Origin of the sequence: Micromonospora sp. DT15 (assembly GCF_049841475.1) — a bacterium.
In the GTDB taxonomy this organism is placed as follows: domain Bacteria; phylum Actinomycetota; class Actinomycetes; order Mycobacteriales; family Micromonosporaceae; genus Micromonospora.
In genome coordinates this window covers 442,690-463,335 of the sequence record NZ_JBNCKJ010000004.1, presented here as the reverse complement: position 1 = coordinate 463,335, position 20,646 = coordinate 442,690, and the positions used below count along the sequence as shown (strand labels likewise).

Annotated in this window: 17 protein-coding genes; 5 read left to right on the top strand and 12 right to left on the bottom strand. The window is 70.9% G+C overall.

Going from position 1 to position 20,646, the window contains the following annotated elements:
- Nucleotide 1: 1 nt before the first annotated feature.
- The 3 genes from zwf (at nucleotide 2) to pgl (ending at nucleotide 3,482) form a co-directional block, all read left to right on the top strand.
- Nucleotides 2–1,555, top strand: a complete 1,554-nt coding sequence (gene zwf, locus ACLQ3F_RS12350; RefSeq protein ID WP_357198541.1) for a glucose-6-phosphate dehydrogenase — start codon at nucleotides 2–4, stop codon at nucleotides 1,553–1,555.
- Nucleotides 1,552–2,568, top strand: coding sequence for a glucose-6-phosphate dehydrogenase assembly protein OpcA (locus ACLQ3F_RS12345; protein ID WP_355009945.1), 1,017 nt, complete (start codon nucleotides 1,552–1,554; stop codon nucleotides 2,566–2,568). The genes zwf and ACLQ3F_RS12345 overlap by 4 nt, the downstream gene beginning before the upstream one ends.
- 143 nt (nucleotides 2,569–2,711) lie before the next feature.
- Nucleotides 2,712–3,482, top strand: coding sequence for a 6-phosphogluconolactonase (gene pgl, locus ACLQ3F_RS12340; RefSeq protein ID WP_425848686.1), 771 nt, complete (start codon nucleotides 2,712–2,714; stop codon nucleotides 3,480–3,482).
- Between the two features lie 17 nt (nucleotides 3,483–3,499).
- Here the strand turns inward: pgl and ACLQ3F_RS12335 are convergent, their stop codons facing one another.
- From ACLQ3F_RS12335 to rapZ, 8 genes are all read right to left on the bottom strand, one after another.
- Nucleotides 3,500–3,841, bottom strand: a complete 342-nt coding sequence (locus ACLQ3F_RS12335; RefSeq protein WP_124853953.1) for an RNA polymerase-binding protein RbpA — start codon at nucleotides 3,839–3,841, stop codon at nucleotides 3,500–3,502.
- Nucleotides 3,842–3,981: 140 nt separating this feature from the next.
- Nucleotides 3,982–4,242 (bottom strand): preprotein translocase subunit SecG, encoded by a 261-nt coding sequence (gene secG / locus ACLQ3F_RS12330; protein ID WP_121653040.1) that lies wholly within the window; start codon nucleotides 4,240–4,242, stop codon nucleotides 3,982–3,984.
- 96 nt (nucleotides 4,243–4,338) lie between these two features.
- Nucleotides 4,339–5,130, bottom strand: coding sequence for a triose-phosphate isomerase (gene tpiA, locus ACLQ3F_RS12325; RefSeq protein WP_425848684.1), 792 nt, complete (start codon nucleotides 5,128–5,130; stop codon nucleotides 4,339–4,341).
- Nucleotides 5,131–6,330: a phosphoglycerate kinase gene (locus ACLQ3F_RS12320; protein ID WP_357232530.1), complete on the bottom strand. Its 1,200-nt coding sequence runs from the start codon at nucleotides 6,328–6,330 to the stop codon at nucleotides 5,131–5,133.
- A complete protein-coding gene (gene gap / locus ACLQ3F_RS12315) occupies nucleotides 6,327–7,331 on the bottom strand; it encodes a type I glyceraldehyde-3-phosphate dehydrogenase (protein ID WP_357198555.1) in 1,005 nt (334 codons plus the stop codon). The genes ACLQ3F_RS12320 and gap overlap by 4 nt, the downstream gene beginning before the upstream one ends.
- Nucleotides 7,332–7,597: 266 nt before the next feature.
- A complete protein-coding gene (gene whiA, locus ACLQ3F_RS12310) occupies nucleotides 7,598–8,578 on the bottom strand; it encodes a DNA-binding protein WhiA (RefSeq protein WP_210785006.1) in 981 nt (326 codons plus the stop codon).
- A gap of 54 nt (nucleotides 8,579–8,632) precedes the next feature.
- On the bottom strand, nucleotides 8,633–9,700 hold the full coding sequence (locus tag ACLQ3F_RS12305; protein ID WP_357198559.1) for a gluconeogenesis factor YvcK family protein: 1,068 nt from the start codon (nucleotides 9,698–9,700) through the stop codon (nucleotides 8,633–8,635).
- On the bottom strand, nucleotides 9,697–10,599 hold the full coding sequence (gene rapZ / locus ACLQ3F_RS12300; RefSeq protein WP_355009982.1) for an RNase adapter RapZ: 903 nt from the start codon (nucleotides 10,597–10,599) through the stop codon (nucleotides 9,697–9,699). Before rapZ ends, ACLQ3F_RS12305 begins: the two co-directional genes overlap by 4 nt.
- A 73-nt stretch (nucleotides 10,600–10,672) precedes the next feature.
- Between rapZ and ACLQ3F_RS12295 the strand changes: the two genes are divergently transcribed.
- Together ACLQ3F_RS12295 and recQ are read left to right on the top strand one after the other, a co-directional pair.
- Nucleotides 10,673–11,056, top strand: a complete 384-nt coding sequence (locus tag ACLQ3F_RS12295; protein ID WP_425848679.1) for a hypothetical protein — start codon at nucleotides 10,673–10,675, stop codon at nucleotides 11,054–11,056.
- Nucleotides 11,057–11,132: 76 nt separating this feature from the next.
- Entirely contained in the window at nucleotides 11,133–12,977 is a 1,845-nt protein-coding gene (gene recQ / locus ACLQ3F_RS12290; RefSeq protein WP_425848677.1) for a DNA helicase RecQ, read from the top strand.
- A 72-nt stretch (nucleotides 12,978–13,049) separates the two neighbouring features.
- Here recQ and ACLQ3F_RS12285 read toward each other — a convergent pair whose 3' ends face one another.
- From ACLQ3F_RS12285 to uvrA, 4 genes are all read right to left on the bottom strand, one after another.
- Nucleotides 13,050–13,715, bottom strand: a complete 666-nt coding sequence (locus tag ACLQ3F_RS12285; protein WP_425848675.1) for a C39 family peptidase — start codon at nucleotides 13,713–13,715, stop codon at nucleotides 13,050–13,052.
- 962 nt (nucleotides 13,716–14,677) lie between these two features.
- Nucleotides 14,678–16,666 (bottom strand): excinuclease ABC subunit UvrC, encoded by a 1,989-nt coding sequence (gene uvrC / locus ACLQ3F_RS12280; RefSeq protein WP_357207185.1) that lies wholly within the window; start codon nucleotides 16,664–16,666, stop codon nucleotides 14,678–14,680.
- Nucleotides 16,667–16,849: 183 nt separating this feature from the next.
- Nucleotides 16,850–17,335 (bottom strand): Rieske (2Fe-2S) protein, encoded by a 486-nt coding sequence (locus ACLQ3F_RS12275; protein ID WP_355010215.1) that lies wholly within the window; start codon nucleotides 17,333–17,335, stop codon nucleotides 16,850–16,852.
- A gap of 161 nt (nucleotides 17,336–17,496) precedes the next feature.
- Nucleotides 17,497–20,442 carry an excinuclease ABC subunit UvrA gene (gene uvrA, locus ACLQ3F_RS12270; RefSeq protein WP_091408018.1) on the bottom strand — a complete coding sequence of 982 codons (2,946 nt, stop codon included), beginning with the start codon at nucleotides 20,440–20,442 and terminating at the stop codon, nucleotides 17,497–17,499.
- Nucleotides 20,443–20,646 lie beyond the last annotated feature (204 nt).

The following is a 20,646-nucleotide window of genomic DNA, read 5'->3' as shown; positions in this document are numbered from 1 at the left end:
GATGGACGACGTGACTGAGGCGGAGCGAGGAGGCGGTTCGGTGAACCCGCTGCGCGACCCGCAGGACCGCCGGTTGCCCCGGATCCCGGAGCCCTGTGCTCTGGTGATCTTCGGGGTGACCGGCGACCTGGCCCGCAAGAAGCTGCTCCCTGCGGTCTACGACCTGGCCAACCGGGGGCTGTTGCCGCCGGGCTTCGTGGTGCTCGGTTTCGCGCGCCGGGACTGGGGTGACGGCGACTTCGAGACGTTGGCCTGCGAGGCTGCCCGCAAGCACGCCCGCACGCCGTGGCGGGACGAGGTGTGGGCGCGGCTGGCCGGCAACATCAAGTTCGTTGGCGGTTCGTTCGACGACGACGCCGCCTTCGACACCCTCGCCTCGACGCTTGACGATCTGCGCCAGACCCACGGCATCACCGGCAACGCGGCGTTCTACTTCTCCATCCCGCCGGCCGCGTTCCCTGTCGTGCTCAAGCAGTTGGCCCGCACCGGGATGGCCGACAACAACAAGTCCGGCGGTTGGCGCCGGGTCGTGGTGGAGAAGCCGTTCGGTAACGACCTGCCCTCGGCGAAGGCCCTCAACGACCTCGTCGACGACGTGTTCACCCGGGAGGACGTCTTCCGGATCGACCACTACCTGGGCAAGGAGACGGTTCAGAACATCCTCGCCCTGCGGTTCGCCAACAACCTGTTCGAGCCGCTGTGGAACTCGAAGTACGTCGACTCGGTGCAGATCACCATGGCGGAGGACGTCGGCATCGGCAGCCGCGCCGGCTTCTACGACACCGTCGGCACCGCCCGCGACGTGCTGCAGAACCACCTTCTCCAACTCCTCGCCCTGGTGGCGATGGAGGAGCCGACCAGCTTCGACGCCGACGAGATCCGGGCTGAGAAGCTGAAGGTGCTCAAGGCCATCACCCTGCCGAAGGACGTCGCCCGGGACACCGTCCGCGGTCAGTACCTGCCGGGCTGGGTCGGCGGCGAACGCGCTGTCGGTTACCTGGAAGAGCGGGACGTCCCCGCCGACTCCACCACTGAGACGTACGTGGCGGTGCGGTTGGGCATCCAGAACCGCCGCTGGGCGGAGGTGCCGTTCTACATCCGGGCCGGCAAGCGGCTGCCCCGGCGGGTCACCGAGGTCGCCATCATGTTCAAGAAGGCGCCGCACCTGCCGTTCAACGACGCCGACATGGAGTCGCTGGGCAACAACCAGCTGGTCATCCGGGTGCAGCCGGACGAGGGCGTGGTGCTCAAGTTCGGCTCGAAGGTGCCGGGCACGACCATGGAGGTCCGCGACATCGCGATGGACTTCCAGTACGGCGAGGCGTTCACCGAGTCCAGCCCCGAGGCGTACGAGCGTCTGGTGCTGGACGTGCTGATCGGCGACCGCACCCTGTTCCCGGACGCGGCCGAGGTCGAGCAGAGCTGGCAGGTGATCGACCCCCTGGAGCACGCCTGGGAGGGCACCACCCCGGAGCCGTACCGGGCCGGCGAGTGGGGCCCCCGGGCCTCCGACGAGATGCTGGCCCGCGAGGGCCGCGCCTGGAGACGAGCATGATCGGGCTGTGGGACACCACCGGCAACGAGGTGGTCAAGGCGCTCGCCGCCGAGCGGCGCAGCGCCGGCGGGGTGGCCAGCGGCATGGCGCTCACCCTCATCGTGGTGGTGGACGAGAAGCGGGTCCGGGAGGCTGAGGCCGCCGCGACGATCGCCGCCGCGGCGCACCCGTGCCGCCTCGTGGTGGTGGTCCGCTCGGAGATCGAGCGGGACCGCAACCGACTGGACGCGGAGATCGTGGTCGGTGGCCGGCTCGGCCCGTGCGAGGCGGTGGTCACCCGGATGTACGGCCGGTTGTCCCTGCACGCCGAGTCGGTGGTGATGCCGCTGCTCGTTCCCGACGTACCGGTGGTCACCTGGTGGCACGGCGAGCCGCCGGCGGAGATCGCCACCGACTTCCTCGGGGTGGTGGCCGACCGGAGGATCACCGACTCTGCGCAGGCCGCCGACCCGTTGGAGGCGCTGCGGCAGCGGGCCCGGGACTACGCCCCGGGCGACACCGACCTGGCGTGGACCCGGATCACCCCGTGGCGCACCCTGGTCGCCGGGGCGTTCGACACCACCAACGCCCAGGTCACCGAGGCGACGATCGTCGCGCCTCCCACTGATCCGACGGCGGCGCTGATGGCCGGTTGGCTGTCCAGCCGGCTCGGCATCACCCCACGCCGGGTGGACAGCAACGAGTTCCCCCGGATGCGGGAGGTGCAGCTCAGCTGCGCCAACGGCGATCAGCTGACGCTGACCCGCGAGGACAGCATGGCCGTGTTCCGGCGCACGGGCCAGGACGACCGGGCCCTGCCGCTGGTGCGCCGCCCGCTCGGCGACGAGCTGGCCGAGGAGCTGCGCCGGCTGGACGCCGACCAGGTGTACGCGGAGGCGCTGGGCGCGACTGTCGGGCTGCGAGGGCTGGATCAGCGCCCCGCGCAGCGGGTCCACGTCTGGAAGGATCCGGCCACCGCGCAGCGCGCCGAGGCCGGGGTGACCGCGCACGTCGGCACGAGCGGCGAGGGCTGAGCCCAGCCGGGGCACAACGTCGGGCAGGGCCGGTACACACCGGCCCTGCCCCGCAATCTCCGGGGTTTTCGCCCCACCACCTCGGGCACACCGCCCCGGGCACGACAGCGACCGCCTCGCGGTCCTCGAACGAAGGCGCAACCATGAGTGAGGCGAGTGTCGCCGTCCACGCCGACGCCGACCTGCTGGCGCAGGCCGTGGCGGCCCGGTTGCTGGTGAAGCTGCTCGACGCCCAGGCCGACCGGGGCGAAGCCTCGGTGGTGCTCACCGGAGGTCGGGTCGCGGCGGCCGTCTACCGGGCGGTGGCGACGCTGCCGGCCCGCGACGCGGTGGACTGGTCCCGGGTCGACGTGTGGTGGGGCGACGAACGGTTCCTGCCCGCCGGTGATCCGGACCGCAACGAGACGCAGGCCCGGGCCGCCCTGCTGGACGTGGTGCCACTGGACCCGGCCCGGGTGCACCCGATGCCGGCTTCGGACGGCCCGGCCGGCAACGACCCCGAGGCGGCGGCTGCCGAGTACGCGCAGGAGCTGGCCCGCGCCGCCCGGCCCGGGCACGCCACACTGCCGCACTTCGACGTGCTGATGCTGGGCGTCGGCGAGGACGGCCACGTGGCCTCGGTCTTCCCCGAGCACCCGGTGGGCTACGAGACCCGGCCGGTGAGCGCGGTGCGGGGCAGCCCCAAGCCGCCGCCGACGCGGACCACCCTCACCCTCCCGGCGATCAACACCGCCGAGGAGGTCTGGCTGGTGGCCGCCGGCGCCGACAAGGCTCGCGCGGTGGGTATGGCGTTGGCCGGCGCAGGCCCGGTGCAGTTGCCGGCAGCCGGCGTGCACGGCGTGAACCGCACCCGCTGGTTGCTGGACCGGACGGCCGCAGCCGATGTGCCTGTCCGACTGCGCAGTCTGCGCTGAGCGGGCGGAGGAGCCCGCTACTCGCCGCGTCGACGGCGCAGTGCGGCGAGCGCCTCGGCGAGCAGGGCCTCGCCCTCCTCGGCGGTACGGCGCTCCTTCACGTACGCCAGATGGCTCTTGTACGGTTCGGCGCGGACCCGACCTGGCGGGTTCTGGGCGTCCCGACCGGCGGGTAGGCCACAGCGGGGGCAGTCCCACAGGGGTGGCGGTTCGACGTCCGCGGCGATCCGAATGTCGACCCGGTGGTCGTTACGGCACCAGTAGGTGACGTCCTGTCGGGGGGCGGGTTGGTGCCGCTCGTCGGGGCGCATCGGTGCGGACCCGACCCGGGCTCCCCGGATAACGTTGCCATTCGGCACGGCTGCTCGCTCCTGTCGTCGGAGGGGACCCGCCGTCTTCGGGGGTGGAGCGGCGGGCGACGCGGTGCAGCGGAGAAAAGCCTGCGCGCGGCCCGTCGAGTGACGAACCGCGCGCAGATTGTACGACTTACTGAGCCTGCTCAGGCGCCGCTGTTCATTTGGAGGCGCAGCCAGAGCCCGAGCCCGATGATGGCGGCGAACCAGACGACGCTCACCAGAACGGTGTAGCGGTCCAGGTTCTTCTCGGCGACCGAGGAGCCGGCGAGGCTGGAGCTGACGCCACCGCCGAACATGCTCGACAGACCGCCACCCTTGCCACGGTGCAGCAGGATCAGCAGGGTGAGCAGAATGCTCGTGATGACCAGCAACACGATCAACGTGTATGCGAACCAGATCGGCATGGCTGGGGTCAGTTCCTCTCGTAGCGATCCTCGCCCGGTCTGATCGGGCACGGCGGCACCGACCGGCGGACGGGCGGTGTCAAGGATACCGAGCGATCAGCGGGCGAGGTGCTCCGGGAACCTGCAGATCTGAGCGAATTCCTCGGCGTCCAGGCTGGCGCCCCCCACCAGGCCCCCGTCCACGTCCGGTTGGGCCATGATCGAGGCGACGTTGGACGCCTTGACCGACCCGCCGTAGAGAACCCGAACCTGGTCGGCGGTCTCCTGGTCGAAGCGTTCCGCCAGTCGCTGGCGCACCGCCCCGCAGACCTCCTGGGCGTCGTCCGGGGTCGCGGTCTTGCCGGTGCCGATCGCCCAGACCGGCTCGTACGCGATCACGACCTGCCGCACCTGCTCGGGGGTGAGCCCGGCGAGGCCCCCGTCGAGCTGGTCGGAGCAGTGCGCCACGTGGGTGCCCTGCTCGCGGACGTCAAGCCCCTCCCCCACGCACAGGATCGGGGTCAGGCCGTGCGTCAGCGCCGCCTTGACCTTGGCGTTGACCAGCGCGTCGTCCTCGTGGTGGTAGGCCCGCCGCTCGGAGTGCCCGACCACCACGTACGTGCAGCCGAGCTTGGCCAGCATCGGCCCGGAGATGTCCCCGGTGTACGCGCCGGACGCGTGCGGGGAGAGGTCCTGCCCGCCGTAGCCGATCAGCAGCTTGTCCCCGTCCACCGCGGTCTGCACGGTGCGCAGGTCGGTGAAGGGTGGCAGCACTACCGTCTCGACGGCGGTGAGCTGCTTCTCGGTGAGGCTCGCCGCCAGCTTCTGCACCAGCAGGTTGGCCTCGAGGTGGTTGAGGTTCATCTTCCAGTTACCGGCCATCAGCGGCCGGCGGGTGGTGCTCGACATTCAGTTCTCCAGGGCCGCGATGCCGGGGAGGGTCTTGCCCTCGAGGTATTCCAGGGAGGCGCCACCACCGGTGGAGATGTGCCCGAAGGACGACTCGTCCAGCCCCAGGGCACGGACGGCCGCGGCGGAGTCACCGCCACCGACGACGCTGAACGCGTCGGCCTTGGTGATCGCCTCGGCGATCCCCCGGGTGCCCGCAGCGAAGGCCGGCATCTCGAACACGCCCATCGGGCCGTTCCAGAAGATCGTCTTCGCCTGGGACAGCGCGGCGCTGAAGCCAGCCACCGTCTCCGGGCCGACATCCAGGCCGAGCCGGTGGCTCGGGATGCCGTCGACCCGCACCGTGTCGTGCGCCGCGTCCGGAGCGAACGCGTCCGCCACCACCACGTCGACCGGCAGCATGATCTTGCCGTCGGACCGCTCCAGCAGGTTGCGGCAGGTGTCGACCATGTCCTTCTCGAGCAGCGAGGTGCCCACCTCCAGGCCCTGGGCCTTGAGGAACGTGAAACACATCCCGCCACCGATGAGCAGCCGGTCGACAGTGGGCAGCAGAGCCTCGATCACGGCGAGCTTGTCGGACACCTTCGACCCACCGAGCACCACGACGTACGGGCGCTCGGGGTCACCGGTGAGCTTGGAGAGCACCTCGACCTCACGCAGCACCAGCCGACCCGCGACGTGCGGCAACCGGGCCGGCACGTCGAAGACGCTGGCGTGCTTGCGGTGCACGGCACCGAACGCGTCGTCCACGTACGCGTCGCCGAACGCGGCGAGCTGGTCGGCGAAGGCACCCCGCTCGGCCTCGTCCTTGCTGGTCTCGCCCGCGTTGAAACGCAGGTTCTCCAGCAGGGCGACCTGGCCGTCGGCCAGGTCGGCGACGGTGGCGCGGGCCGACTCACCCACGGTGTCGGTGGCGAAGTGCACCGGCGCGCCCAGCAGCTCACCGAGCCGCCCGGCGACCGGGCCCAGGCTGAACTGCGGGTCCGGAGCGCCCTTCGGGCGGCCCAGGTGCGAGCAGACGACCACCTTCGCGCCGGCCTCGACCAGCGCGCCGAGGGTCGGCAGCACCGCGCGGATGCGCCCGTCGTCGGTGATGGCACCGGTCTGCTTGTCGAGCGGGACGTTCAGGTCGGCGCGCACCAGCACGCGCCGACCCGACACCCCCTCGGCGAGCAGGTCGTCGAGGGTCCGGATGCTCACAGCGACGAACCGACCAGCTTGACGAGGTCGACGAGGCGGTTGGAGTAGCCCCACTCGTTGTCGTACCAGCCGACGACCTTGACCTGGTTGCCGACGACCTTGGTCAGCGGCGCGTCGAAGATGCACGACGCCGGGTCGGTCACGATGTCGGTGGAGACGATCGGGTCCTCGTTGTAGACCAGGATGCCCTTGAGCGGGCCGTCCGCGGCGGCCTTCAGCGCGGCGTTGACCTCGTCCACGGTGGTCTCGCGACCCACGTTGACGGTGAGGTCGGTGACCGAGCCGGTCGGGATCGGCACCCGCAGGGCGTAGCCGTCGAGCTTGCCCTTGAGGTCCGGCAGGACCAGGCCGATCGCCTTGGCGGCGCCGGTCGAGGTCGGAACGATGTTCAGCGCGGCGGCCCGGGCACGACGCAGATCCGAGTGCGGCGCGTCCTGGAGGTTCTGGTCCTGGGTGTACGCGTGGATCGTCGTCATCAGACCGTGCTGGATGCCGAACGTGTCGTGCAGGACCTTCGCCATCGGCGCGAGGCAGTTGGTGGTGCACGAAGCGTTGGAGATGATGGTGTGCTTCGCCGGGTCGTAGGTGTCGTGGTTGACACCCATGACGACGGTGACGTCCTCGTTCTTCGCCGGGGCGGAGATGATGACCTTCTTGGCCCCACCGTCGACGTGCGCCTTGGCCTTGGTGGCGTCGGTGAAGAAGCCGGTCGACTCGATGACGACGTCGGCGCCGACCTCGCCCCACGGCAGCTTCGACGGGTCCTTCTCGGCGTACGCCTTGATGGTCTTGCCACCGACGGTGATCTCGTCGGAGTTGGCCTTGACCTCGTACGGCAGGCGACCGAGGATGCTGTCGTACTTGAGCAGGTGGGCGAGCGTGGCGTTGTCGGTCAGGTCGTTCACCGCCACGACCTCGATGTCGGCGTCAGACGCCAGCACTGCCCGGAAGAAGTTACGGCCGATTCGGCCAAAGCCGTTGATGCCAACCCGGATGGTCACAGGTCCCATCTCCTCGCGTTCTGGTCCGCCGGCTTCAGACAACGGGCCGGCGGGAATGGTGTGCGCCGACCGTTGGAGCCGGCCGTCGACGGTTCATCTCGGCCACCCCGCCGCGCGGTCTGAGGACCTGACCGCCCGAGGCGGTGGGCACGACGAGAAAGGCCGGTGTCGGCCCCCTTGCCGTACTCAGCGACCTTATCCGAGCGTGCGAGACCACGCTGCGCCGGGTCGCGCTCCCGGGCGCACCGTGCGGCCCCACCGTCCTATCAGACCACGAGCATGTCGGGCGTGACTGCCGCTTCCGTATCCGGGATGCCAAGGTCGCGGGCCCGCTTGTCGGCCAGCGCCAGGAGCCTGCGGATCCGTCCCGCGATGGCGTCCTTGGTCAGCGGGGGGTCGGCCAGGGCGCCCAGTTCCTCCAGCGACGCCTGCCGGTGCTCCAGACGCAGCCGACCGGCGTCGGTCAGGTGGTTGGGCGCCTCGTCGGCGAGGATCTCCAGCGCACGGGTGACCCGGGCGGCCGCGGCGACCGCCGCCCGCGCCGAGCGGCGCAGGTTGGCGTCGTCGAAGTTGGCGAGCCGGTTGGCGGTGGCGCGCACCTCGCGGCGTACCCGACGCTCCTCCCAGGCCAGCACGCTGGAGTGCGCGCCGATCCGGGTGAGCAGCGCGGCGATCGCGTCGCCGTCCTTGACGACCACCCGGTCCACCCCGCGTACCTCGCGGTTCTTCGCGGTGATGCCGATGCGGCGGGCCGCGCCGACCAGCGCCAGCGCGGACTCCGGCCCCGGGCAGGTGATCTCCAGCGCGCTGGAGCGGCCGGGCTCGGTGAGCGAGCCGTGGGCCATGAACGCGCCCCGCCACGCGGAGACCGCGCAGCAGACGTTGGCCGCCACCACGTGTGGGGGCAGCCCTCGCACCGGGCGACCCCGCACGTCGAGCAGGCCGGTCTGCCGCGCGAGGGCCTCGCCGTCCTTGACCACCCGCACGATGAAGTGGCTGCCCTTGCGCAGCCCACCGGAGGCCAGCACGTGGATCTCGCTGGGGTAGCCGTAGACCTCGGCGACCTCCCGACGCAGCCGCCGGGCGACCGCCCCGGTGTCCAGTTCCGCCTCCACCACCACGCGGCCGGAGACGATGTGCAGCCCGCCGGCGAAGCGCAGCAGCGCGGCCATCTCCGCCCGCCGGCAGCAGGGCTTGGGCACGTCGACCCGACTCAGCTCGTCCTTGACCGCGGCCGTCATCGCCATTGTGCGTCCCCTCACGGACCTGTTCCGGCGTGTCGCCGGAGATTACGTACGTGTCTAACGATCGGCGCCCAGGACAGGCACCAGCGCGGCGCCCAGGGCAGCCGGATCATGGCGGGGAGTCCCGTCGACAACGGCGACGGGGGCGAGGACCAGGCGGGCACCCAGCGATTCTGCCGCACGTTCGACCGGTTCGGGGTCACCCACCGCCTTGGCGTCGGCGAGCACAAGATCGACCTTGAGTTCGGGCAGGTACCAGTGCAGTGCCGCGAGATGATCGGCGACGGAGAGCCCCAGGGTCTCCTTCTCCGCGGCGAGGTTCAGCGTGACCAGCCGCCGGGCCGAGGTGGACACGATCGCGTCGGCCAACTGCGGCACCAGCAGGTGCGGAAGCACACTCGTGTACCAGCTGCCCGGCCCGAAGATCAACCAATCGGCCGCCCGGATCGCCTCGATGGCCTCGGCGCACGCCGGTGGGGCGCTCGGGGTGAGGCGCAGCGACTCGACCCGCCCGGTGGTCACGGCCACCTGGTGCTGGCCACTGACCGTGCACACCTCGTCCGGGGCGGCCGGGTCGGCGCCGCGTACCCGCGCCTCGATGCCGACCGGTTGGCGGGACATCGGCAACACCCGGCCCACCGCGCCGAGCATCGCGCCGGCGTGCTCCAGCGCCGCCACCGGGTCGCCGAGCAGCTCCATGAGGCCGCAGAGCACCAGGTTGCCCACCGCGTGCCCGGTCAGACCGTCGGTGCCGGCAGACGCCCCGTCGGTGCCGCGCGGAGCCGCGCCGTCCCGGCCCGCGTCGTCGCCCGCCGCCAGGCCCCGGCCGGTCGCGCCGGGTCCGGGTACGCCCACCGGCGCGGCGGCGAAGCGGTGCTGGAACAGCCCGGCGCTGCGCCGGGTGGCCGGGTGGTCACCGGCCAGGGCCACCAACGCCTGGCGCAGATCTCCCGGCGGCAGGCCACCCCGCTCGGCCCGCAGCCGACCACTGGAACCACCGTCGTCACCCACCGTGACCACTGCGGTGATGTCGAGGTCGAGTTCGGGGGCGCAGTGGCGCAGCGCACGCAACGAGGCGGACAGACCGTGCCCGCCGCCGAACGCCACCACCCGCCGGGCCGTCATTCCCGCCCCAGGTCGCGGTGCTGGGCGTTCGCCGCCAACCCCGAGTGACGCAGTCGGCTGGCCAACTCCTCGGCGATGGCCACGCTGCGGTGCTTGCCGCCGGTGCAGCCCACGGCGACCGTGAGGTACCGCTTGCCCTCCCGCTCGAAGCCGGTCGTGGTGGCGTTGACCAGGTCGGCGTACGAGGCGACGAAGGCGTCCGCGCCCTCCTGGCCCAGCACGTACGCGCTGACCGCCTCCTCCCGCCCGGTGTGCTCACGCAGCTCCGGCACCCAGTACGGATTGGGCAGGAAGCGGGCGTCCAACACGAAGTCGGCGTCCGGCGGCAGGCCGTACTTGAAGCCGAACGACAACACGGTGACCCGCAGCCGGCGGGCGTCCTCGCCGCCGAACAGCTCCTCGATGCGGCGCCGGAGCTGGTTGACGTTCAGGTGGCTGGTGTCGATGATCACGTCGGCCTGGTCACGGGCCTCCTCCAGCAGGCCGCGCTCCACGGCGATGCCGTCGGCCAGCCGCCCGTCACCCTGCAACGGATGCGAACGGCGAACGCTCTCGAACCGCCGGATCAGCACCTCGTCGTCGGCGTCGACGAAGACCACCCGGGGCGAGAATCCGCGCTCCTTGAGCTCCCGGATCGCCCCGGCCAGGTCCGTGGAGAAGGCCCGCGACCGCACGTCCAGCACCATCGCGGTACGCCGAGCCGCGCCGCCCGCCTTGAACGCCAGCTCGGCCATGTCCAGCATCAGTGCCTGCGGCAGGTTGTCCACGACGTAGTAGCCGACGTTCTCCAACGCCCGGGCCACAGTGCTGCGGCCACCCCCGGAGACGCCGGTGACCACCACCAGTGTGGTCTCCGACTCAGCCGCCACCTGCTCGTCATTGGCATCCGGGCCGTCGATCCGGTCCCCGGCTGTGCGCGCCTCGCTCACCCGTACCCCCAAGCCGTGGCGCCGCGGCCGCCCTCGGCCGCGATTGGTCAATCAGCGACTCTATCCCGCCACCCGGTCCCCGCCCGGCACCCGTGGCCGGACGGCGCACACCGAGCGCCCGGCGGTCGCGCGGATCAACCCCGAGTACTTCGCCCTCGGACGTGAGGGCATCCACGAGATCTCCGCCGAGCACGCCCGTGACCTGGGCCGCTTCGCCAAGCAGCTCACCCACGTCGTCTGCACCGGGGTGAACGGCACGTACGACCAGGTCACCATGGTCGAGGCCGACACCCTGGAGGAGATCAACGCGGCGGCCACCGCCTTCCGCATGGGCAACAAGGCCCGCTACATCGAGATCGTCGACATCGTGATCGGGATGAAGGCCCCGCCGCGCGGCCTGGCCAACCGGTCCAGCCAGCCCGGCTGACCGCCCCGCCCGTCCGGCCCACCCGACCCGGGTGCGCCGGGCGGGCGCTGTCGGGCTGGGCTCGTAGACTCCCCGGATGGCTTCTCCCACCGACCTGCGGGCCGCCTCCGACGCCCTGGACGTGCTGAGCCGGGTGTTCGGCTACGACGCCTTCCGCGGTTTCCAGCAGGACGTGATCGACCACGTGGTCGATGGCGGCGACGCGCTGGTGTTGATGCCCACCGGTGGCGGCAAGTCCCTGTGCTACCAGATCCCGGCCCTGGTCCGCGACGGGGTCGCCGTCGTCGTGTCCCCGCTGATCGCGCTCATGCAGGACCAGGTGGACGCCCTCACCGCGGTCGGCGTACGCGCCGGGTTCCTCAACTCGACCCAGACCCTGGACGCTCGGCGACGGGTGGAGGCCGCCTTCGTGGCCGGCGAACTGGACCTGCTCTACCTCGCCCCGGAGGCGCTCGGCGTCAGATCCACCCTCGCCCTGCTCGACCGGGGCCGCATCTCCCTGTTCGCGATCGACGAGGCGCACTGCGTGTCCCAGTGGGGGCACGACTTCCGCCCCGACTATCTCGCGCTCTCGATGCTGCACGAACGCTGGCCGCAGGTGCCCCGCATCGCCCTGACCGCCACCGCGACCAGCGCCACCCGCACCGAGATCGCGACCCGGCTCAACCTCGACGACGCCCGGCACTTCGTGGCCAGTTTCGACCGGCCCAACATCCAGTACCGGATCGTGCCCAAGCGCGAGCCCCGCAAGCAGTTACTGACCCTGCTGCGCGACGAGCACCCCGGCGACGCCGGCATCGTCTACTGCCTGTCCCGTGCCTCGGTCGACAAGACGGCGGAGTTCCTCACCGCCAACGGGGTCGCCGCGCTGCCGTACCACGCAGGGCTGGACGCGGGCACCCGCGCCCGCAACCAGCAGCGCTTCCTGCGGGAAGACGGCCTGGTCATGGTGGCCACCATCGCCTTCGGCATGGGCATCGACAAGCCCGACGTGCGGTTCGTCGCCCACCTCGACCTACCCAAGTCCGTCGAGGGCTACTACCAGGAGACCGGCCGCGCCGGCCGTGACGGTCTGCCGTCCACCGCCTGGCTGGCGTACGGGCTTCAGGACGTGGTTCAGCAACGCAAGATGATCGAGACGTCCGACGGGGACCTCGCCCACCGCCGCAACCTGGCCGCACACCTGGACGCGATGCTCGCCCTCTGCGAGACGGTGCGCTGCCGGCGGGTCCAACTGCTCGAATACTTCGGCGAGACGACGACGGCAGCGTGCGGCAACTGCGACACCTGCCTCACCCCACCGGAGACCTGGGACGGCACCGTCGCCGCCCAGAAGTTGCTTTCCGCCGTCTTCCGCCTCGACCGCGAACGCAACCAGCGCTTCGGCGCCGGGCACTGCATCGACATCCTGCTCGGCAAGCAGACCGACAAGATCAGCCAGTACGGTCACGACTCCCTGACCGTCTTCGGCATCGGCTCCGAGCTCAGCGAGGCCGAGTGGCGGGGCGTGGTCCGACAACTGCTCGCCGAAGGGCTCCTCGCCGTCGAGGGCGACTACGGCACGCTGGCGCTGACCGAGGCGAGCGCCGACGTCCTCGCTCGCCGCCGTACGGTCACCATGCGCCGTGAGCCGGAGAAGCCGGCATCGAGCCGCACATCGAAGTCGCGCGGCGCGTCCACCGTCGTGGCCGAGCTGACCCCGGCCGCCGCGTCGCTGTTCGAGCGGCTGCGAGCCTGGCGCGCGACCACCGCCAAGGAACAGGGCGTCCCGGCGTACGTCATCTTCCACGACGCGACACTGCGACAGATCGCCAGCGACGCGCCCAGCACGCTGGGCGACCTGTCCAAGGTCAGCGGGGTCGGCGAGAACAAACTCGCCAAGTACGGCGAGCAGATCCTGGCCGTCCTCGCCACCGACTGAGGTCATGCCGAAGGGCCGGACCCTCGTGGGGGTCCGGCCCTTCGGTGTGTGTGCGTGGTGTGCTGGTGTGGGTCAGCTGGTGGCGTAGCCGCGGGTGGCGATCCAGTCGGCGAGGTGTTCGACGCTGATCTGGTAGGCGGCCTGGTTGGGGTCGGCGGAGTCGGCGATGGTGACGGTGCTGCCGTTGTCTCGGTAGCCGACGACGCTGATGTAGTGCCCGCCCTCGTAGGAGTGGCTCACACCGTTGGTGTCGGTGCTGGTCCCGGCGATGTTCGCGACCACGGCCCTACCGTCGTCAACAGTCTTGACGATGTCGGCGCGCAGCTGATCGGTCTGCTTGGCATCAGCGTCCGGCGTGCTGATCTCGACGGACCGGTAGGCGTCGTTCTTACCGGTCTCCTTGTTCAGCACCGGGGTGATGTCGTTGATGGAGTTGGTGCCGGCCTCGGTGGTGCCCATCTCCTTGGCCATGTCATCAACGTTGATGTTCTTACCCTGCACACTCAGAGCGTTACGGGTCGCGGCGGGCCCGCAGTAGTAAAAGTTCGGCTGCGCCTCGTAGCGCACACCGAGCTCCCGCTCGCCGTGACCCTTGCGGTCGGCCTGCGTCTGGGTGGCCGGCTTGGTGCTGGTGGTGGGTGCGGCGAACGCGGTGGTGACGGGGCCGGCGATGGCGCCGCCGGTGAACGCGAGGCCGGCGGCGGTCAGGGCGGTCTTACGAATCAGATCGGTACGCATGATGGCGTGCTCCTCTGCCTCGGGGGATACCCACACCACACCAGGGGGGTGGATGGTGGTGCGGGGGAAAGTTCGTCTGCCCGGCGACCCGCAACGAGGGGTCGGCGTCGGGACGGGGTGTAACCGGTGCCGGTGGCGGATCATTCCGCCTACCCGCAGGGGGTCGGCCGTGGTGGTGCTCGGCCGTTCCGGGGGTGTAACCGTGGGGGCCTGCCGGGTGTTCCCGGCGGCTGTTCCGGCGGCCGGCCCGGGGTGACCCGGGCTGTTGCGGTGGTCTGCCAGGTATAACGACCCGGCCCGGCCCACGATTCCGCCGCCGGACTGGCCCCGACCACCCGACAGGCGACGCCGAACCCCGACAAACCGCCCACCTCGCCGGCCCAACGAACCCGACACGGCGGCCAGGCCAGCATGATCCACTCGGGTTCCTGGAAGTCGCGGTGTCCCACTGCCCAGGATCCCCCGACCTCATGGAACCCGAGTGGATCATGCCTGCGTGCACCGTTCGTCCGTTGCGCCCCAGACCCGACCGGGGCGGGCGGGGCCGGGTCGAGCGGAGCGGGCCGAGCGGGCTCGCCGGGCGGGCGGGGCGGACCGGGCGGGGCGGACCGGGCGGAGGCGGGCCGGGCGGGGCGGACCGGGCGGACCGGAGCGGGCGGACCGGGCGGGCCGGGCGGGGCGGACCGGGCGGGGCGGGCGGGGCGGGATCGGACAGACGGGGCGGACCGGGCGGGTTCGGCCCGACACACGGGCAGAGCGCCGGCCGGGTCAGCCTGGCCGGGGGCAGCCCGGCGCCCGCAACCCCCGCTAGATCGTGCTCGATCCAGGAAAGAGGCCCCTCCCAGCGCAACGAGGCCACTACATCCAGGAACGAGCACGATCATGGGGCGACCGCCCATCACCGGAGCGAGCGAGGACAGCCAGCGGCCGCCTCCGGCCCGGCAGCGAGCGAGCGACGGTGCTCAGGTGCTGGGCTTCGCGCCCGCGCCGTCGCCGGCCTTGGTGTCCTTGTCCAGGGCGGCCAGGATCGCCTCGGCGGTGCGCCGCCCCACCCCAGGCACCTCGGTGATCTCGTCGACCGTTGCCGCCGAGAGTCGTTTGAGCGAGCCGAAGTGCCGCAGCAGCGCCTTGCGACGTACCTCGCCCAGGCCGGGTACGTGGTCCAGCGCTGATTCGGTCATCCGCTTGGAGCGGCGCTGCCGGTGGAAGGTGATGGCGAACCGGTGGGCCTCGTCACGCACCCGTTGCAGCAGGTAGAGCCCTTCCGAGGTGCGCGGGAGGATGACCGGGAACTCGTCGTCCGGGAGCCACACCTCTTCCAGCCGCTTGGCCAGCCCGCACAGGGCCACGTCGTCGATGCCGAGGTCGGCGAGGGCCTGCGCGGCGGCGGCGACCTGTGGGGCGCCGCCGTCGACGACCACCAGCTGTGGCGGGTACGCGAATTTTCGGGGCCGGCCGGTGGTCGGGTCGATCAGGATGCCGACCTGTGGATCCGTGGCGCCTCCGGGTGCGGCCGGATCGTCGGCCGACTCCACGCCCACCTCACCCGTCTCGGCCCTGGCGTCCAGGTAGCGGGCGAAGCGGCGACGGAGCACCTCGGACATCGCGGAGAGGTCGTCGGTGGCGCCCCGGACGATGAACCGCCGGTACTCGCTCTTGCGGGGCAACCCGTCCTCGAAGACCACCATGCTGGCGACCACGTCGGTGCCCTGGATCTGGGAGATGTCGAAGCACTCGATGCGCAGCGGCGAGGTGCTCATGCCCAGCGCCTCGCTGATCTCGTCCAGTGCCTTGCCCCGGGTGGTCAGGTCACCGGAGCGCTTGAGCTTGTGCCGGGCCAGCGCGTCCTTGGCGTTGCGCTCCACCGTCTCCATCAGTGAGCGTTTGTCGCCACGCTGCGGCACCCGCAGCGACACCCGACTGCCCCGGTGGTTGGAGAGCCACTCGGCCAGCGCGTCGGCGTCTGCGGGCAGCTCGGGGACCAGTAGTTCCCGAGGAACGTCGGCCTCGCCGTGCTCGCCGCCGTACACCTGGGTGCAGAAGTGGTGCACCAGGTCCCCGGTGGTCAGCTCCTCGGTCTTCTCCACCACCCAACCGCGCTGGCCGCGGACCCGGCCGTCGCGGACGTGGAAGACCTGCACAGCCGCCTCGAGCGGGTCGTCGGCGAACGCGACGACGTCGGCGTCGGTGCCGTCGCCGAGCACAACGGTCTGCTTCTCCATGGCCCGGCGCAGCGCGGCCACGTCGTCGCGCAGGCGGGCGGCCCGCTCGAACTCCAGCTGCTCGCTCGCCTCGGTCATCTCACGTTCGATCTTGCGGACCATGGTGTCGGTGCGTCCGGCCATGAAGTCGCAGAACCCGTCGACGATGGCCCGGTGTTCGTCGGCGGAGACGGTGCCCACGCACGGCGCCGAGCACTTGCCGATGTAGCCCAGCAGGCAGGGGCGACCGACCTGGCCGGCCCGCTTGAACACCCCGGCGGAACAGGTGCGTGCGGGGAACACGCGCAGCAGTAGGTCGAGGGTCTCCCGGATGGCCCAGGCATGCGAGTAGGGACCGAAGTAACGCACGCCCTTGCGCTTGGCGCCGCGCATCACCTGCAGCCGGGGGTACTCCTCGTCGAGGGTGACAGCGAGATAGGGGTACGACTTGTCGTCGCGGTAGCGGACGTTGAACCGCGGGTCGTACTGCTTGATCCAGGTGAACTCCTGCTGGAGCGCCTCGACCTCGGTGCCGACGGTGATCCAGTCCACCGATTCGGCGGTGGTGACCATCTGCCGGGTGCGCTCGTGCAGGTTCCAGACGTCGCCGAAGTAGGAGTTGAGTCGGCTGCGCAGATTTCGCGCCTTGCCGACGTAGATCACCCGGCCGGTGCCGTCGCGAAAGCGGTAGACCCCTGGTAGCTCCGGGATGGTGCCGGGTGCGGGGCGGTAGGTCGAGGGGTCAGCCACGCCAACAAGCCTAGTCCGCAGCACTGACAGCCCACCGCAGGCGTGATCCACTCGGTGCCCCGGAAGTCGGGGTGTCGGCACACCGCTGACACCCCGACTTTCCGAACGCGGATCGATCCTGCGACGCCGGGCGACCGGCCGGTCAAGGTGCGGCCCGGGCCGGCCCACCGGCCCCGCGTCGGGTCAGGCCAGCGAGATCTGGTCGCCGGTGACCTTGATCTCCTTGGGCGGCAGCGGCTTGGTGGCCGGGCCGGCCTTCACCGAGCCGTCCTCGATCGAGAACTTGCTGTTGTGGCAGGTGCAGTTGATAGTGCCGCCGTCGACGTTCGTCACCGGGCAGTTCTGGTGCGTACAGATTGGGCTGAAGCCTTTGAACTGGCCGGCCGTGGGCTGGGTGATGACCACACCCTGGGCGGCGAGGACCTTGCCGCCGCCGACCGGGATGTCGGCGGTGGTGGCCAGCGACTGGGCATCCTGCCGGTCACCGCCGCCAGCGTCGCCGGTGCTGGGTACGGCAGGGCCACCGCTTGTGGGCGCACCGCTGCTGCTGCCGCCGTCGTCACTGCCGCAGGCAGCCAGGACGACGGCCGCGCCGACCGCCCCGACGCCGGTGAGCAGGTTACGACGTGTCTGCGTACCTGGTCCGGTCAGCGCTTGATCGTCACTCATGCCTCGCCTCTCTCTAGCCCGCTGCCGGTCGAAAGCCGGCCACACTTCTCCACACGGGCAACTGTGCCGGATGGTTCACCACGGCATCCGCTTGACCCGACAAATGGGGTGGGGCAGGTCGTCATCCGACCCGCCCCACCCCATCAGCACGCGTAGTGAGGTCAGCGCGCGGCGGCTGGCACCTTACGGCTGGCCCGCGCCTTGGTCACGCCGTTGGCCTTGGCGGCCCGGGTGGTGGCGGCAGCCGCACCCTTGGCCTTGCCGTCGAGCTTGAGCACCTGGCGCAGGAACTCGCCGGTGTGGCTCTCGGCCACCTCGGCGACCTCCTCGGGGGTGCCGGTGGCGAGCACGGTGCCGCCGCGGTGGCCACCCTCGGGACCCATGTCGATCAGCCAGTCCGCGGTCTTGATCACGTCGAGGTTGTGCTCGATCGTGATCACCGTGTTGCCCTTGTCGACCAGGCCTTCCAGCACCATCAGGAGCTTGCGGATGTCCTCGAAGTGCAGACCGGTGGTCGGCTCGTCGAGCACGTAGACCGTCCGCCCGGTGGAGCGCTTCTGCAGCTCGGAGGCGAGCTTGACCCGCTGCGCCTCACCGCCGGAGAGGGTGGGCGCGGGCTGACCGAGACGGACGTAGCCCAGGCCGACGTCGACGAGGGTCTTCAGGTGCCGGTGGATGGCCGGGATCGCGGAGAAGAACTCGGCGGCCTCCTCGATCGGCATCTCCAGCACGTCCGAGACGGTCTTGCCCTTGTAGTGCACCTCCAGGGTCTCCCGGTTGTACCGGGCGCCCTTGCAGACCTCGCAGGGGACGTACACGTCGGGGAGGAAGTTCATCTCGATCTTGATGGTGCCGTCACCGGAGCACGCCTCGCAGCGTCCGCCCTTGACGTTGAAGGAGAACCGACCCGGGCCGTACCCGCGCACCTTCGCCTCGGTGGTCTCGGCGAAGAGCTTGCGGACGTGGTCCCAGACGCCGGTGTAGGTGGCCGGGTTGGAGCGCGGCGTGCGGCCGATCGGCGACTGGTCCACGCCGACGACCTTGTCCACGTGCTCCAGCCCGGAGACGCGGGTGTGCCGGCCGGGCACCAGCCGGGCGCCGTTGATCTGGTTGGCCAGCACCGCGTACAGGATGTCGTTGACCAGCGTCGACTTGCCCGAGCCGCTGACCCCGGTGACAGCGATCAGCTGGCCCAGCGGGAACGAGACGGTCAGGTTGCGCAGGTTGTGCTCCCGCGCGCCGTGCACCACCAGCTCGCGGGCCGGGTCCTGCGGGCGGCGGCCCGTCGGCGTTGGGATCGACCGCCGACCGGACAGGTACGCCCCGGTGATCGACTCCTTGTTCTTCAGCAGCGCCGGCACCGAGCCGCTGTGCACGATCTTGCCGCCGTGCTCACCCGCGCCGGGACCGATGTCGACGATCCAGTCGGCGGTGCGGATGGTGTCCTCGTCGTGCTCCACCACGATCAGCGTGTTGCCGAGCCCACGCAGCCGGATCAAGGTCTCGATCAGCCGGTGGTTGTCGCGCTGGTGCAGCCCGATCGACGGTTCGTCGAGCACGTAGAGCACGCCCACCAGGCCGGAGCCGATCTGGGTGGCCAGCCGGATGCGCTGTGCCTCGCCGCCGGAGAGCGTGCCGGCTGGGCGGTCCAGGGAGAGGTAGTCCAGGCCGACGTCGAGCAGGAACCGCAGCCGGGCGTTGATCTCCTTGAGGACCCGCTCGGCGATCATCTTCTGCCGGTCGGTCAGCTCGATGCCGGCGAGCAGGTCGGCGCACTCCCCCACGGAGAGGTTGCAGACCTCGGCGATGCTCTTGCCGGCCAACGTGACCGCGAGGACTTCGGGCTTGAGCCGGGCACCGCCGCACGCCGCGCAGGGCACGTCGCGCATGTAGCCCTCGTACTTGTCGCGGGACCACTCGGATTCGGTGTCGGAGTGCCGGCGCTCGATCCACTGCACCACGCCCTCGAAGCCGGTGTAGTAGGAGCGCTCGCGGCCGTACTTGTTGCGGTAGCGCACGTGAACCTGGTCGTCGGAGCCGTGGAGGATCGTCTTCTGTGCCCGCGCCGGCAACGCCCGCCAGGGGGTGTCGATGTCGAAGTGCTGGGCCTCGCCGAGCGCCTCGAGCAGGCGCAGGAAGTATTCCAGGTTGTGCCCGGTGGACCAGGGCTGGATGGCGCCCTCGCGCAGGCTGCGCTCCGGGTCGGGGACCAGCAGCTCCGGGTCGACCTCCTTCTTGGTGCCCAGGCCGGTGCACTCCGGGCAGGCGCCGTAGGGCGCGTTGAAGGAGAAGACCCGAGGCTCGAGATCCTCGATGGCGAGCGGGTGGTCGTTGGGGCAGGCAAGGTGCTCGGAGTAGCGGCGCTCGCGGTCCGGGTCGTCCTCGGGAAGGTCGACGAAGTCGAGCAGGACCAGGCCGCTGGACAGGCCCAGTGCGGCCTCGACCGAGTCGGTGAGCCGCTGCTTGGCGCTCGGCTTGACGGTGAGCCGGTCGATCACCACCTCGATGGTGTGCTTCTCCTGCTTCTTGAGCTTCGGCGGCTCGGTCAGCGGGTGAACCACGCCGTCGACCCGGGCCCGGGCGTAGCCCTTGGCCTGTAGCTCGGCGAAGAGGTCGACATATTCGCCCTTGCGGCCACGGATCACCGGGGCGAGCACCATGAACTTGGTGCCCTCGGCCATGGCGAGGACCCGGTCGACGATCTGCTGGGGGCTCTGCCGGGAGATGCGCTCACCACAGACCGGGCAGTGCGGTTCACCGATGCGGGCGTAGAGCAGACGCAGGTAGTCGTAGACCTCGGTGATGGTGCCGACCGTTGAGCGCGGGTTGCGCGAGGTGGATTTCTGGTCGATCGAGACGGCCGGGCTCAGGCCCTCGATGAAGTCGACGTCTGGCTTGTCCATCTGGCCGAGGAACTGCCGGGCGTACGACGAGAGCGACTCGACGTAGCGGCGCTGCCCCTCGGCGAAGATCGTGTCGAAGGCCAGGCTCGACTTGCCCGACCCGGACAGCCCGGTGAACACGATGAGCGCGTCCCGGGGCAGGTCGAGACTGACGTCACGCAGGTTGTGCTCGCGCGCGCCACGGATGATCAGTCGGTCGGCCACGGTGCGTGTACTCCCGGGAGAAGATGAAGCAAAGGATCTGTCCCGCTCTGGGTGGTCTTGAGCGGTCGTGCGGGCGCGGAAAACGCGCCTCGGCAACTCTAGCCCCGAGGTACGACAGTTTCCCTCGCCCGCACATTCCCCCAGCTCAGCCCGGTCGGCCGCGCCGCCCGCGAGCCTGGTCGGCCACGCGCCGGCGGGTGCCCG

Coding starts and splice junctions, on each gene's coding strand:
- zwf (WP_357198541.1), top strand. CDS start 2: ATGGACGACGTGACTGAGGCGGAGCGAGGAGGCGGTTCGGTGAACCCG.
- ACLQ3F_RS12345 (WP_355009945.1), top strand. CDS start 1,552: ATGATCGGGCTGTGGGACACCACCGGCAACGAGGTGGTCAAGGCGCTC.
- pgl (WP_425848686.1), top strand. CDS start 2,712: ATGAGTGAGGCGAGTGTCGCCGTCCACGCCGACGCCGACCTGCTGGCG.
- secG (WP_121653040.1), bottom strand. CDS start 4,242: ATGCCGATCTGGTTCGCATACACGTTGATCGTGTTGCTGGTCATCACG.
- tpiA (WP_425848684.1), bottom strand. CDS start 5,130: ATGTCGAGCACCACCCGCCGGCCGCTGATGGCCGGTAACTGGAAGATG.
- whiA (WP_210785006.1), bottom strand. CDS start 8,578: ATGGCGATGACGGCCGCGGTCAAGGACGAGCTGAGTCGGGTCGACGTG.
- ACLQ3F_RS12305 (WP_357198559.1), bottom strand. CDS start 9,700: ATGACGGCCCGGCGGGTGGTGGCGTTCGGCGGCGGGCACGGTCTGTCC.
- recQ (WP_425848677.1), top strand. CDS start 11,133: ATGGCTTCTCCCACCGACCTGCGGGCCGCCTCCGACGCCCTGGACGTG.
- ACLQ3F_RS12285 (WP_425848675.1), bottom strand. CDS start 13,715: ATGCGTACCGATCTGATTCGTAAGACCGCCCTGACCGCCGCCGGCCTC.
- ACLQ3F_RS12275 (WP_355010215.1), bottom strand. CDS start 17,335: ATGAGTGACGATCAAGCGCTGACCGGACCAGGTACGCAGACACGTCGT.